We start from the raw sequence: 13,912 nt of genomic DNA, 5'->3' as shown, positions 1-13,912 counted from the left end.
AGCAGGACTTTTTTTAAACTGTCTACATTTAAGGTCACAGTTCAGTCCTAGACTGCAATCGAACCCGTCGTATTATGAGGTCAGCCAGTTATTACTGGTTGACTTCTTTTATTTAAGGAGTCGTACCATTACGGTAGCCGGGGTAGAACGCCCGAACCCGTGGAAGATGCATCCATTCGCTAAAACTGCTCACCCTCTACTTGTAGAAACCATGTTTAGGCTGATTGGGACAAAAGGAGATCTCGCACCACTAGCGATGCTGCTGTGGAACTGCAAGCAGTCATTAGGGGTTGCTCGTCACCACATTTCCGCTATCATTATCGGCTGCAGATCCGTGAGGCGGAAGTTTGTTACCTTCCGATAATACTTGATTATTCGTATGTACGACATGAAATGTAATCTATGAGCAACTTGTTAGTAAGAAAGTCACCCCGTTTCAAGAATCGGAAGAAGTCATAGAAAAGCGCATTTCCGTTGTCTCACTTACCCTGCTTTCATCCCTGTGGACAGCGAACGCTGGTAATAGGAGACCAACATCATCACCGCACCAAGGATCGCGCAAAGCATAAACATCGTGGAATAAGAGGTCAAGTCCGCCACCGGGCCCATCACGATGCCGCCAAGTGATACACCCAGATCCGCCATCGCGATGAACAAGCCGATCAGTACGTTGCGATCCTCCTTCGGCAACACAAAGCTTAAATAAGTCGTCAGTGTCGGATAAAGAAGCGCTTGGGCGACGCCCATTAAAACTGCGCCGGCATAAAACAGAACGACACCCACCGTTGCAGCGAAACTGACGCTAAGCGAAGCAGCGGCCAGCAACAGCATCGTGCCCATCATAAAAAAGGAATGCCATTTGCCATCCGACGGAATTTTCTTCATCAGGACAAAGCGCGCTGCAACAACAACCGCCGCCTGCAGCATTAAATAGGCCGCTGCGCTGCCGCTTTCAATCTGCGAAGCGTACAGCGGGATAAAGGCGGTTACCGCGCCGAAGATCACGGACGCGCCCAGCATCAGAATGCTGCTTTTGAACAAATGAGGATTTTTCACCAATTGACTGATAGATTGCAGCATCGCAGTTCCCTGATTTCGCTGTTCGGTCCCTCCTTTTGCCTCATCCGAGTTCCTATCCATTTCCGCCGTATAGCCCACTGCACCCGTTAACACGGCGATTGCGATCATAACAGCAGTAAACATGTTCATCTCACCTGTCTGCCAGATGCCTATGGCAAGTAAAGGGCCGATCATGCCCGGCAGGTAGGAGCACAAGGAGTACATGGAAATGCCCTGCGAGCGATTCTTTTCGGGGAGGGCGTCAATAATGCCTAGCTGTAGCGCCATAGAGAAAAAGGCTGTGCATACCCCCTGCAGCACACGAGCGACGAAATATCCACCAAGACCGGTAAAAGCATACATAACGAGTGCAACTCCGTTCACAACCAATATAACGCGCAGCACCTTAATCGGCCCGTGACGCTGAATCAGCCCGCCAGCCCACGGACGCAGTAGCATGGTTGTAAACAGATACGCCCCCATAATGACACCAATCGTCGTATTGGACGCACCCAGCGCTTCCCCTTTCAAAGGGATCATAACATTTAAAATCGAATTTCCGCTAAAATAGAACAGCGTCAGCAAATACAGCCGCAGAAACGGCCAGGCGAAAGCTCCTTTCACCGCTTGTGCTCCTTCCTCATTATTGAGTCACCTCATACCATAATCTTCCTTAGCAGCTCCCTCGCGTAAGGGGACTGAACATCACTCAAACGTTCCACCAGGGCAATTTCCTCAATCCGGCCGCTTTTAACGATCATGACCCTGTCGCATAAGTAAGCAGCTGCTTGGATATCGTGGGTGATAAAGATATAGCCCATGCCATGTGAAGCTCTCAGGCTTTTCAGTAATTCAAGCACCTGCATCTGAACCGAACCGTCAAGGGAGCTAATCGCTTCGTCCAGCACGATACATGCGGGTTCGGTGGAAAGCGCTCGAGCGATGCATACCCGTTGTGCTTCTCCGCCAGAGAGCTCGTGAGGATATTTTGGTAGATAGGATGCATCCAGGCCCACTTGTACCAACAGGCCCTCCATTTTACTTTCACGCAACTTCGGCTCCTCCTTGGCAAGCTTCAAGGGCTCAAGCATCGACTGCTCTACCGTATAAAACGGATTGATGGAGGACGTATAGTCTTGGAATACGGCACTGAATCCTCCCCTACTTGAACGGCGGTTGGATACCGATTTACCATTGTACGTGATTTCGCCCCGATCCGGCTTTTCAATGCCAAGCAGCAAACGTCCTAGCGTCGATTTGCCACTTCCGCTTTCTCCGATAACACCGAGGCATTCGCCCTGCTTCCATTCAAAGCTGATATCATATAACACTTGTTGCTGCGCCTTACTGAACCAGCCGCCTTTTTTATATGATTTGCAAACACCTTCAACCTTCAGCAACGCTGTCGCCTCCCATCAGCTTCATGAAATGACGATTCAGCGCCAAATTGGACGAAACCAGATAGCGGGTATACGGATGCTGGGCACCGGCGAATATGTCCCTGGTCTTCCCTCGCTCCACAATTTCCCCGTCTTTCATCACCAATACCTCATCGGCAATGCGATTGACTACGCCCAGATCGTGCGAAACAAAAATCATCGAGCAGCCAATGCGGCTTCGCAATTGCACGAACTGCTCCACTACTTCAAATTGCGTAATGGCGTCCAGCGCTGTGGTGGGCTCGTCTGCTATGATAATGTCCGGGGCAAGCACGATAGCGAGTGCGATCATGACCCTCTGCAGCATGCCCCCGGACAATTCATGCGGATAACGGCTCATGACTGTAAGCGGATCTTTGAGACCCACGCTCTTCATCGCTTGTATTAAGAGATCTGTCATCTCGCCACGACTCCATTGATAATGTACAGCGAGTGTCTCGTGCAGATGGGCACCAACAGGACGAGACGGGTCAAACGCACGCATGCCGTTCTGCATAATCATGCAGATCCGCCTTCCTCTCATCTTTCGCATCTCTTTTTCGGGAAGCTCGGAAAGATTGACGCCGTTTAAGACAATGCGACCGGACTGGCGAAGCCCCGATTGATTAAGCCGCATTACCGCCCGGCAGCTCAATGATTTCCCGCTGCCGCTTTCTCCGACAATGGCAAGGCATTCTCCTTGTCTGAGGCGGAAGGAGCTGTCCAGAACAAGGATACGACCAGTCACGCGGTCCCATATTTTCAAATGATCGACTTCAAGCATATACATGGCCGGATTAGGCAACCTCCTTCCCCCGCAGCTTCGGCAGCAATGCGCCAATGCGTGTTTTCGTCCCCTGTCTGGCTGCCATCAATTTCGGGTCCAAGGCGGTTTGAAGCGAATCGGACAAGAAATTGACAGCGGACACGACTACCATGATCGCTATACCAGGAATCAACATTAGCTCCGGTCGGGAGAACATGACCGATCTCGCTTCATTCAGCATCATGCCCCACTCTGCATGCGGAGCTTGAATGCCCAAGCCGAGAAAGGACAAGCCGGATATTTGCAAAATCATCGATCCAAAGGTACTGCTGGAAATAACAGCAATATCCGGAAGCGCAACGGGAACGATGTGCTTCACCATAATGCGGAAATGGCCGGCGCCGAGTGTTTTGGCGAACTTCACATAATCGGCGTCTGCATATTGCCTGACGACCGTACGAATGACGCGGGCGAACCATGCCCATTTCATTAGCACGAACGCGATCAATATATTCTCTAACCCTGCCCCAAGCATGCCAACGATCGCGAGCGTCATTACGTATCCCGGGAAAGAGAGCATGCAGTCGCAAAACCGCATCAGCAGCGCATCCGTTCTACCCTTGAAGTAACCCGCTACAAAGCCGAGTGCAGCTCCGATGAAAGCTGAAGCAGCCAGCGCGACGAGTACCCACAAAACGCTGGGGCGAATCCCGTAAATGAGCCGGGACAGTACGCAGCGGCCGAGATGATCGTTGCCAAGCCAATATTGCCAGGATGCTTCCGCAAAACGCAGCTCCATATGCACCTCATTCGGATCATGCGGGGCAACAAGAGGTGCGCAAAGGCCGATCAACAGAGTGGACGCGACGATGGCAAGCGATGCCGTCCCCAGTTTATCCTTCATCAATTGCACCAGCAGCTTCATTTATAACTCCTTCCTTAACCTGGGATTGAGCACCGCATTGATGATGTCGGACACGGTATTGAACAACACGAAGGCGGCAGCCAGTACCAGGACATACGCTTGGATCATCGGAAAATCCCTGCTGAGTATCGACTTTACGGTCAGTGTCCCCAGACCTGGCCATGCGAAGATGTTTTCCACCACAACCGTGCTACCCAATATGATGGGAATCGCAAGACCAAATACCGATACAGCGACCTGTAAGGAATTACGCAAAATATGCATCGTGATCCTTCTCTCCGGCAATCCGCACGCTCTGCCGTACAGCACGTAGTCTTCATGCAGATTGCTCAGCATGGAACTGCGGATCATTCGAAAATAGATGCCCGCGTATCCGATAACAATGACCGTTACAGGCAAGACGTAGCTGCTGTACGAGTCCATTCCATTGGTTGGAAACCAATCCAGCTTGACGGAAAAATACCAGACCATAAGGGACGCAAGCCAGTATGGTGGTATCGAGGTGAGCAAAAAAGATAAGCCGCGAACGGATAAATCCAGCACTTTCCCCTCTCTCAAAGCACAAACGATGCCAAGTATAATCGACAGGACGATGATGAATACCGTCGAAATCAGAGTCAGCTTGAGCGTGTTGAGCAAAGCCGGGCCGAGCAATGACCATACCGGTTTCCCGGTCACATAGGAGCTTCCGAAATCAAGCTGCAGGCAGGACGTGAGCCAGTCAACGTATCTGACGAGCAACGGCCGGTCCATGCCTAGCGCCGTCCTCGTTTCTGCGATTAGCTCATCGGTTATCACCGGCACCTCCTGCGCACGCAAGATAATCTCGGCGGGGTCCATCGGTGACAAGTGGTTCAACACGAAGGTCAGAAATGAAATAACTACAAGCAACGGCAACGCTATGAGAATGCGTTTCACGATGTAACCACCCAACATTCGTTTCCTTCACACCCCTCTCCCGGAAAATAGTTTTTTTTCCCCTACTCGAAATGCATTCGTTCAAAGGGTATCTCGAATTGGGATTGCTTGAACGACACACCTTGTAGATTAGCCGGTGCTACAACCGTAACACTGCCGTTCGTCAGCGGAATAAAGACAGCCTCGTTATGTACGATCGTCAAAATGTCGGCATACAGCGCTTGTCGCGTTTTTTCATCCGCCGTTACCATCACATCGTCAATTTTCTGGTACAGCTCCTTCGCCTGAGGGATTCCACTTGTCGTATGGCGATACGACGATTCGGAGGCAAAGGCAGCAATTGTACTTTGCGGATCATAGGCGAGTCCCCAGGTTTGATTGAACAGCAGATCATAGTCACCCTTCGATCTGCGATTTGCAATGGAGCCGGATTCTTCGCCGATCAATTCCAGCTTCATGCCGATTTTGAGAACTTCATTCTGAATCAGCTCGGCCTGAGTTTTCTGCGAAGAGGAATTGACATCGTAATACAGCCTCATCGTTAGCGGACGACCATTCTTCATCCGTACATCACCGTCTTTTGCCGCTATCCAGCCAGACTGCTCCAACAAACGCTTCGCGGCTTCCTGATCGTATCCGCGCTTCTTCAAACCAATATTGGCGTAGGTAACATTGGAAGAGAAAAGCGTTTCTGCCGCTGTTTCCGTCTCGCTGAAGATACTTTGGCTAATCGTCTTACGGTCGATGGAATGCCAGATCGCTTCGCGTACTGCCTTTTCGCTGACGGGGCTGTCCGACTTGCTGCTATTGGCTACGATCATCTTCGTATTCATCGGTTCGCTTCGAACGATTTTATAATTTCCAGAATCAGTTAGTCGCTTCATCGCTTCTACGTCGATGCTGTCTGCACCGCGATCATCTGTGAAGACGAAGTTGACCTCTCCTTTTTGCAGTGCCAGCAGGGTGGTCTCGCCAGCAGGCAGCACTTTGGCTGTAATCCGCTTCACCTTGGGTGCGCCACCCCAGTAGCTTTCGTTCGCCTCGAAGCGAGCGTATTGATCGGTCACATGTTCGGCCACCTTATAGGGCCCGGTGCCATTGAATCCCGTGACGCCGTCCTTCGTTTCCCCATTCCGAAAATCTTGGGGCGAAAGAAATACATAAGGACGGGTCATTGACAGTTCCAGTAAAGTCGGGTAATACGGCTCCGTTAGCGTTAATCGAACCGTATGCTCATCGATGACGCTGACATCCTTTAGCTTCGAGGACAATTTAATCCATGTGTGCTTGCTAGCATTTCTTTGTACTGCTTCGATATTTTGTTTGACCGCGTCGGCGCTAAATGGCGTTCCATCGTGGAAGGAGACACCTTTACGCAAATGGAAGGTGTACGCCTTGCCGTTATCGGAGATATCCCAAGATTCCGCCAACAGCGGCTTGATGCCATCCTTGGTGTTCTCGACCAACGATTCGTACACCATCCCCTGGGCCGCCATCGATCCCGGATACAAATGGGGGTTCATATCGTTAATATCTTTTGCAGTTGCATATACGATCTCCCGCGGCCCATCCTGTGTTCCCGCAACATCTCCTCTGTCGCCGCTGCATCCACTCAGCAAGACAAGGGCGAGTACTGCTGCCAACAGTCCGCGTACTGTGGTTTTGTGCATGTTTGAAACCCTCCTTAAAAGTAATAATTACGATTTACCAATATGATACAATCGTAATGATCACTATTATCAATGTCAACCAAAATTTAGGCTCCTTGAGATAACCTCAGGATCTATCCCGTGCCCCCTCTTCGTATCGTAAAAATTCATATAGTATCTCCGTTTGTTCGAGAATGATGTAATGGATACTGTTTTTGTTAAAGAGAAAGTAAACAGGTTGCAAGAGGAATTAAAACTTCTTGATTCTCAAAAAGTAGAATTATATCGACAACTAACACAACCAACTATTAGTTCGATTCTTGTCAAACAAGAATGACTGTTTCATTTACTCCACCAGAGCACATTGTGTTCCCCCACTTCTCGATTCTCAGTATTTGACAATCCAATCATCTAATTCTATAATTTAATTGTAATATTTACGATTAAAGACGTGTCCTAAGTGAAGGAGTGAATGAGATGACAACCGTACAAGATTCTCGTATTCCTGTTACTGTCTTGACCGGGTTTCTCGGCGCCGGAAAGACGACCTTATTGAATCATGTCTTAACCGCAGAACATGGAAAGAAAATTGCTGTTATCGTCAACGAATTCGGAGAAGTCGGTATCGACAACCAGCTGGTCGTCGGCGCAGACGAAGAAATATTTGAAATGAACAACGGCTGCATTTGTTGTACGGTGCGGGGCGATCTGATCCGCATCCTCGCTGATTTGAAGAATGCTAAGCTCGGTGAGGGCGGTCGCCGTAAAGCCGATTTTGACCGCGTCCTGATCGAAACCACCGGTCTGGCAGATCCCGCCCCGGTGGCGCAAACCTTTTTCGTCGACGACGAAGTTGCCGATTTCTACAAACTGGATGCGATCGTCACGGTGGTGGACGCCAAACATGCCGGACAACATCTGGATGAGGGCCATGAAGCGCAAGAACAAGTCGCGTTTGCCGATGTGCTGCTGTTGAACAAAACGGACCTTGTTTCCGAAGAAGAGCTTGAGCATCTGGAAGGGCGCCTGCACGCGATGAACCAGGCGGCAAAGATCTACCGTACACAGCAGTCACAAATCGACATTGACCGTATCTTGGGCATCAACGCGTTTGATTTGGAGAAGAAACTGGAGATTGAACCCGGATTTCTGGAAGAAGAGCACCACGATCATGATGACGAGGTTTTTTCTGTGTTTTTGCGCGAATCCCGCCCACTGGATTTGAAAAAGTTGGAGCGGTTCATAAACGAATGGTTGATCGAACATGGAGTGGACACTTTCAGCTATAAAGGGGTCCTCAATATCAAAGGCAGCAAAAAAAGAGTGGTTTTCCAAGGTATTCACATGCTGTTTGGTGCGTATCCGGACCGTGACTGGAAACCGGACGAGGTGCCTGCTAGCGAATTTGTTGTGATCGGTCGAAATTTGGACGAGGAATGGTTCCGGAAGCAATTTGCATCCTGCGTAGCAGACTAAATCAGATTAATGGTAGAAAAAGAAGCGAACACGATAACGTGACGCTTCTTTTTGTTCTCTGAATATCTCAGGTAGGCCAAATGATTTCCTCTAATTTCCTAAGCAGTTCATGTTTTGAAAAATGCTCCCCGATAAAAACTGCCACGTCCTGAACATGACCTTGCGGCCGGATCGATATCTGTTCATATTGCCTGTAGGCAAATTGAAACATCACCCGTTCTCCGGTATCCTTAGAAGTAAAAATACCTTTTGCCCGATAAACTCCATCGGGTAGATCCTTCATAACCCGCTTCAACTGGCTACCATTTATCGGTTCCTGTATATAGTGTGAACACACCATTACATGATCGTAAGAATGATGATGCCCGGAATGGTTGTTGCAGTGTTCATGTTTGTGATCATGCTCGTGCCAATAGTCGTCGGGAACGCCATCGTCGTGCCGCTCCTGCTGCACAGAATTCAAACGATCGATGACGCCATCTTCGGCTTTAGCCGAAAGCATCCGTAACCAAACGGCTTCATCCATGTCGCAATAAGCTGTAGTTACGATCGAAGCAAACGGGTTCAACTCGGTCATGATCTTCCGAATTTCCTCCAATTCTTCTGTACATACCTGGTCACTTTTGTTCAAGACTAGAATCGATGCGCAACGAATTTGATCCGTCATCAACCGGTAGGTTTTGCCCTTTCTGACGCGGGAGAGATCCAGAAAATGAGCTGCGTCAACGACTGTAATCATCTCCTGGATCTCGATCGGAGTGAGCAAAGCCGCTTCAGTAACCGTATCTAAAATTTCGATCGGATTTGCAACCCCCGTTGCCTCGATGAGAATGAGATCCGGGGACGCTTCATCAATTAGACGCCTCATTTCCATGGCCAAATCACCGCTTATCGTACAGCAGATACAGCCGCTGAGCATTTCTTTCATCGGTATGTCCTCTTCCACCAGATGGCCATCCAAATTGACATCGCCAACTTCATTCATGATCACGGCAGGCTTGATCCCCTTGTTCGAACAGTTCTTTAATATTCGGGTTAGAAAGGTCGTTTTACCGCTTCCCAAGAACCCCGATAATATAATAATCGGAACGATTTTCATTTTTTGTTGTACTCCCCTTTTAAGCGCGAATCACATTCACGGGTTGCTTTTCTTGGACTATCACAGAATGCTCGATAGTAACGAGATGTTACTTAAAAAAATCATCTTTTCACTTCTCCAAATGACTTCTGATAAGCGATCAGGCATCATCATAGATATGGTTATTCTCAACACCAGAAGCATCATGGTGATGATGAATCTACTCTCGGGATCTCTCTATTGCGACTTGTTGTTCACAGGTTCCGATGACCCAGCATAATCATGCGCGGAGAGCGCCGCTCATCATAGGCTTCTCCGTCGTAACTTCCGCTCATCACATCCAACAGGAACCCGGTTTCTTTCAGCATGTTTTCCATATCCTGCGGCGAATATAGTTTAACCCGCTCCGTGTAGAAGCGGGGACGGCTCCCCCCCTCTTCGACCTTAATTTCCTTGATCACGAAGCCGTTTTGAATCACCCTGCTCTCCGAGATGACCACGCCGTTCTCTTTCCGTTGGGAGAAAGGCACGAGATGGTCTTGAACATACCCAGCGTTCAAAACATCTAGGACAAAACGTCCTCCCGGCTTCAATGCCATCCATATTTGCTTCAGAACGTCCAGTTGTTCTCTATCGGTTTCGAAATACCCGAATGAAGTGAACAAGTTAACAACCGCATCAAAGGAGTTCGTGAGAGTGCCGTCTTGCGGTAATGCACGCATGTCCGCTTCAACCCATCTGACACATCCGCTGGAATCCGCTTCCTTTGCCTTTTGTAACAGCACAGAGGAGAGATCCACGCCCGTGACACGATAGCCGGCATTAGCTAGACCGAGGGCATGCCTACCCGCTCCGCAGCAAAGATCAAGGATCCGGCTTCCCGAGGGAAGCTCCAACCATTCTATAACACGCTGAACAAAACGATCGGCTTCATGTTGATTGCGATGCTTGTAGACGAGCAAATAATCTTCACCAAAGCTTTTCTCATACCAATTTCTCGACTCAACAGTTCTCATCAAATCCTCCCAGAGCATCTCAGTGTTTTTTAATAGTAAAAATTACGATTAGAAATCAAGCTAATATTCCTGTTTTTCTTTCCATCTCTGTATACTACTTAAGAATTACGTTACCTCACTATATTATTCGTAATTTTTACGATTATCAATTGCATTTTTTTTCGATTCCGTAAAAAAGCATGCTTTCCTCAAGAAATCGCATGCTTTCTGACTATATGGATACGTTACAATGATCCTTTTTTAATCTACAGGTGCTTCACTCTGTTGGGTCTGGCATACCTCACAAATCCCGTAAACTTCAAAACGATGCCGCAGCACTTTGTAGTTCCCCGGCAAATCAGGTCCATGATCCATCGGACAATAATCAAAAGGAAGTGTTTTTTCACAATTGACGCAAATCAAGTGATGGTGATGGTGCGCCGTACAATTCTCTTTAAATTTCAAGCCCCCGTCCATAAAGTAGAAATGTTCCAACACGCCCATCTCACTTAACATCCGGAGATTGCGGTAAACCGTGTCCAGGCTCATGCTTGGATAACGGATAGACATTTGATCGTAAACATCTTTGGGTGATAGATAACCTTCATGATCGGCAAAAATTTGCGCCAGCGTTCTTCGCTGTTCGGTTACTCTCCATCCGTTTCGAGCCATTGTATCCAGCATCTCTTTTACTTTGGAATGGCTTTCCTTCATAACATCGCACGTTCCCTTCCTCGATATACAAAGCATTCAACTTAATACGGACGTTTCGTCAGAAAGAACCCTTTCATTTATTATAACAAAAAAAGGGGGCATCTGTCTTATGAGCAACAGGCCCCTCTCTCCGTTCATAAAACGAGCAATTGCAACTCCGCATAATCTTATAGTAAACTTAATAGTAATAATTACGAATAAAATAAATGCATGGTCGGCACTCAGGCAAATTCCAATAATAGCATAAAAGCAACGAACTGCTTGAACCGCACCGCAATATCATGAGGTGTACACGATGCAACCAATCAAAAGTAAAGAAATTCTCCCCGCCAAACCGGAGCGCCATCGACGCTTCGGCTCCACTGACCCAATACCTGGGAGTAAACCGACGGACAAAGAACAAATGACCGATTTACAAAATCATCGGGAAGACTATTTGTTTCCCATTGACCATGTCGGTATTTGCAGGGTTCAACACCCAATATTGGTTTGTTCCGCATTGGAACCCAGAACCCAGACAAGCATAGCGACGATTACGCTGACAACGAGCTTACCACGAGAATCGAAAGGCATTAACATTCCTGCTTGGTCGCCCGCAGTCCGTCAGCATAATACCGGAATGAGGTAGAAATTCCCGACGGATTGGTAAATTCCTTCAAACGTTCCAGGCTATCATACGTGAAAGTGTATTTCCCATCGGGGGATTAGCCGTTCCACTGAAAGTCTCCCGGTTTCCTCGGTCGTCGTATGGTAGATCAGAACGTTCCCCCTCCAAGTTATGCTCTGAGGGCTTCGCCCCCTTAAGGGTTGACGCAAAAGAAACCCCAGACGAGCGGTAACTCGTTTGGGGAATCAAATAATCTGATGTTAACATACTATTCTTTTAAATGCCTAACACCCTAATTACTTCAGAAACTTTATCCAGAATCTCTTTCTCGCTAGAATATATATTGGGATACATCTTTAAATCATCCTCAAATTCTGAGAATCTAGCAGATAGTCTAGCTAATTCACCAAAGTATTGAAGTTCAAGGGTTGAAAATTCGTCTATATCTGAATTATGGTCAAAAGTTATATGGAACTCGTTACAAAATGATAATACTTCAATTTTTCTATTTCGTACTAAATCTATAAGCCAATATAATCTTTGTTTAGGGTTTCGCTCCTTCATCGGTACCTCCTTATAATGGCTTGTCTGAGTAAACAAAATGTAAAACCGTATTTGTTGCCTTATCATAAAGAACTTCAATGCCCGCAGGTAATACAGCTTGGACTCGTTGACGNTTTGTTTAGGGTTTCGCTCCTTCATCGGTACCTCCTTATAATGGCTTGTCTGAGTAAACAAAATGTAAAACCGTATTTGTTGCCTTATCATAAAGAACTTCAATGCCCGCAGGTAATACAGCTTGGACTCGTTGACGTACATCTCCCCCGTATACTTGAACGGATTGGACATGGCCTCCTGCTGCGAGACGATGTTGCCCCAGCTGTCGTACTCGTAGCTGTTGAGTGTATCTCCGTTCGCATCCGTGATCGCGACGACATCCCCATGGCTGTTGTATAGGTAATAGCCCGACTTGTTGCTGACCGCATCTTGGCGGAACAAGAGCTGGTTGCCCCAGATGTTCTGTGCGGTTACATTCCCCTTGTTGTCCAGTTCTTCGATAACTTTTCCGTTCAGATAGACGTAGTGGGTCGTCAGGTTGTTTTCCTGCTTGGTCGCCCGTAGGCCGTCAGCATAATACCGGTATGAGGTAGAAATTCCCGATGGATTAGTAAATTCCTTCAAGCGCTCCAGGCTGTCATACGTGAACGTGGTGTTTCCAATCGGAGGATTGGTCGTTCCACTAAAGGTCTCCCGGTTTCCACGGTTGTCGTATGTGTAGGAAGCATCTCCTGTCGGTGTCGTTTCTCCCTTGATGCGATCCACCTTGTCATAGCGATAAGAATAAGCTGTCCCGTTCCGATTCGTCGAGATGACATTTCCAAATTGGTACTCGTTGCGCTCGGTCCATACAGCAGAAGAATCCTTCAGATGGTTGGTCTCCTGTATTTCTCCAAATGAATCATATTGCTGTTCCAGCTCGATGCCATTTGGACAGCGAAGGGTATGAGTTTCTCCTCGATGGGAAAAGTCGTAGTCATACGTTACCGTGCCCATTTTGGGACTGGCAACCTTTTTGATCCGTCCTGCAGTATCGTACGTATACCAAACCGACATTCCATCGGGATAGACCATTTCATCTATCAAATCGTCGTCGTCTTCGTACTTGATCTGGTAGTAGCGCCCAAAGGAGCTAATGCCGCTGAGACGATGGAAGGGATCATACGTGTAGCGAAGCTCACGACGGTTAGCCGAGCCGGACCCGTTACTATCGGTTTCCGCTTTTACCAGAGACGTATTTGGGTAGTAATCCATCGTCTGCGTATTCAGCAAGCTGCCCGACGGATTTTTCACCTCGATGCGGGATACGTCGTAAAACGGCGTGTACGTGTAGGAATGAGTGTTGCCGTTTTTGTCTTGATAGAGCTTGACGTCCCCTGTCAGGTTGTAGGAATAGGTTTCGGTCTTACGGCCAGGAACATCCTCTTCGCTCAGTTTCCAGGACAGCCCGTTGTAGGTGTAACGGGTAGTCAGCGTACCGTTTTCCCTTACCGTCTCCAGGTTTCCAAGCGAATCAAAAAAAGACCCCTGGCGAGTAAATTACTCGTTTGAGGTGGGTGTGTTGTATTCATAAATACTATAACGATACTCCTATTTTAGATAGTTGCAAGATAGGGTCCCAACACGGTGGTTTATTGACCGAATTACTAAACCACTGAAACCCCTCCTCTATCCATTTTTTTCGAAACTCTTCATGAGTAAATCCTTTTAAGCCCCGAAATTGGATTTGAGTCATACCCCCTTATCTTG

General features: G+C 47.9%; 12 protein-coding genes. 2 read left to right on the top strand and 10 right to left on the bottom strand.

The features are described 5' to 3' along the window. Positions 1-483 precede the first annotated feature (483 nt). From cntE to cntA, 6 genes are read right to left on the bottom strand one after another with little or no spacing between them, the layout of a single operon-like run. Complete coding sequence (gene cntE, locus ACI7RC_RS27200; protein ID WP_408111296.1) at positions 484-1,683, bottom strand: staphylopine family metallophore export MFS transporter CntE; 1,200 nt, start codon at positions 1,681-1,683, stop codon at positions 484-486. A 32-nt stretch (positions 1,684-1,715) separates the two neighbouring features. Next, a complete protein-coding gene (locus ACI7RC_RS27195; RefSeq protein ID WP_408111295.1) occupies positions 1,716-2,459 on the bottom strand; it encodes an ABC transporter ATP-binding protein in 744 nt (247 codons plus the stop codon). Further along, positions 2,446-3,267, bottom strand: coding sequence for a staphylopine uptake ABC transporter ATP-binding protein CntD (gene cntD, locus ACI7RC_RS27190; RefSeq protein ID WP_408111297.1), 822 nt, complete (start codon positions 3,265-3,267; stop codon positions 2,446-2,448). The genes ACI7RC_RS27195 and cntD overlap by 14 nt, the downstream gene beginning before the upstream one ends. Positions 3,268-3,274: 7 nt before the next feature. Continuing rightward, positions 3,275-4,168: a staphylopine uptake ABC transporter permease subunit CntC gene (cntC, locus tag ACI7RC_RS27185; RefSeq protein ID WP_408111294.1), complete on the bottom strand. Its 894-nt coding sequence runs from the start codon at positions 4,166-4,168 to the stop codon at positions 3,275-3,277. Further along, positions 4,169-5,101, bottom strand: coding sequence for a nickel/cobalt ABC transporter permease (gene opp1B, locus ACI7RC_RS27180; protein WP_408111293.1), 933 nt, complete (start codon positions 5,099-5,101; stop codon positions 4,169-4,171). 47 nt (positions 5,102-5,148) lie between these two features. Next, the gene (cntA, locus tag ACI7RC_RS27175; RefSeq protein ID WP_408111292.1) at positions 5,149-6,756 is read right to left on the bottom strand and encodes a staphylopine-dependent metal ABC transporter substrate-binding lipoprotein; all 1,608 of its coding nucleotides are present in this window, start codon (positions 6,754-6,756) and stop codon (positions 5,149-5,151) included. 456 nt (positions 6,757-7,212) lie between these two features. Here cntA and ACI7RC_RS27170 point away from each other — a divergent pair, with 456 nt between their 5' ends. Continuing rightward, positions 7,213-8,211: a CobW family GTP-binding protein gene (locus ACI7RC_RS27170; RefSeq protein ID WP_408111291.1), complete on the top strand. Its 999-nt coding sequence runs from the start codon at positions 7,213-7,215 to the stop codon at positions 8,209-8,211. Positions 8,212-8,278: 67 nt separating this feature from the next. Here the strand turns inward: ACI7RC_RS27170 and ACI7RC_RS27165 are convergent, their stop codons facing one another. The 3 genes from ACI7RC_RS27165 to ACI7RC_RS27155 form a co-directional block, all read right to left on the bottom strand. Continuing rightward, a complete protein-coding gene (locus tag ACI7RC_RS27165) occupies positions 8,279-9,310 on the bottom strand; it encodes a CobW family GTP-binding protein (protein ID WP_408111290.1) in 1,032 nt (343 codons plus the stop codon). A 233-nt stretch (positions 9,311-9,543) separates the two neighbouring features. Next, on the bottom strand, positions 9,544-10,305 hold the full coding sequence (locus ACI7RC_RS27160; protein ID WP_408111289.1) for a class I SAM-dependent methyltransferase: 762 nt from the start codon (positions 10,303-10,305) through the stop codon (positions 9,544-9,546). 240 nt (positions 10,306-10,545) lie between these two features. Next, positions 10,546-10,998 carry a Fur family transcriptional regulator gene (locus ACI7RC_RS27155; RefSeq protein WP_408111288.1) on the bottom strand — a complete coding sequence of 151 codons (453 nt, stop codon included), beginning with the start codon at positions 10,996-10,998 and terminating at the stop codon, positions 10,546-10,548. Between the two features lie 295 nt (positions 10,999-11,293). Here ACI7RC_RS27155 and ACI7RC_RS27150 point away from each other — a divergent pair, with 295 nt between their 5' ends. After that, positions 11,294-11,626: a GTP cyclohydrolase, FolE2/MptA family gene (locus tag ACI7RC_RS27150; RefSeq protein ID WP_408111287.1), complete on the top strand. Its 333-nt coding sequence runs from the start codon at positions 11,294-11,296 to the stop codon at positions 11,624-11,626. A 255-nt stretch (positions 11,627-11,881) separates the two neighbouring features. On the opposite strand, the gene ACI7RC_RS27825 is transcribed toward ACI7RC_RS27150, so the two are convergent. Beyond that, positions 11,882-13,159 carry an RHS repeat domain-containing protein gene (locus tag ACI7RC_RS27825; protein ID WP_486303989.1) on the bottom strand — a complete coding sequence of 426 codons (1,278 nt, stop codon included), beginning with the start codon at positions 13,157-13,159 and terminating at the stop codon, positions 11,882-11,884. Between the last annotated feature and the right edge of the window lie 753 nt (positions 13,160-13,912).

The sequence above is a fragment of the Brevibacillus sp. B_LB10_24 genome, assembly GCF_046036945.1.
Taxonomy (GTDB): Bacteria; Bacillota; Bacilli; order Brevibacillales; family Brevibacillaceae; genus Brevibacillus_C.
Note: the sequence above shows the minus strand (reverse complement) of the source record. Positions and strands in the feature narration are given on the sequence as shown.

What these genes read in the sequence shown, in the direction of transcription:
- cntD (WP_408111297.1), bottom strand. Translation starts at nt 3,267, where the DNA reads ATGTATATGCTTGAAGTCGATCATTTGAAAATATGGGACCGCGTGACT.
- cntC (WP_408111294.1), bottom strand. Translation starts at nt 4,168, where the DNA reads ATGAAGCTGCTGGTGCAATTGATGAAGGATAAACTGGGGACGGCATCG.
- cntA (WP_408111292.1), bottom strand. Translation starts at nt 6,756, where the DNA reads ATGCACAAAACCACAGTACGCGGACTGTTGGCAGCAGTACTCGCCCTT.
- ACI7RC_RS27170 (WP_408111291.1), top strand. Translation starts at nt 7,213, where the DNA reads ATGACAACCGTACAAGATTCTCGTATTCCTGTTACTGTCTTGACCGGG.
- ACI7RC_RS27165 (WP_408111290.1), bottom strand. Translation starts at nt 9,310, where the DNA reads ATGAAAATCGTTCCGATTATTATATTATCGGGGTTCTTGGGAAGCGGT.
- ACI7RC_RS27160 (WP_408111289.1), bottom strand. Translation starts at nt 10,305, where the DNA reads ATGAGAACTGTTGAGTCGAGAAATTGGTATGAGAAAAGCTTTGGTGAA.
- ACI7RC_RS27155 (WP_408111288.1), bottom strand. Translation starts at nt 10,998, where the DNA reads ATGAAGGAAAGCCATTCCAAAGTAAAAGAGATGCTGGATACAATGGCT.
- ACI7RC_RS27150 (WP_408111287.1), top strand. Translation starts at nt 11,294, where the DNA reads ATGCAACCAATCAAAAGTAAAGAAATTCTCCCCGCCAAACCGGAGCGC.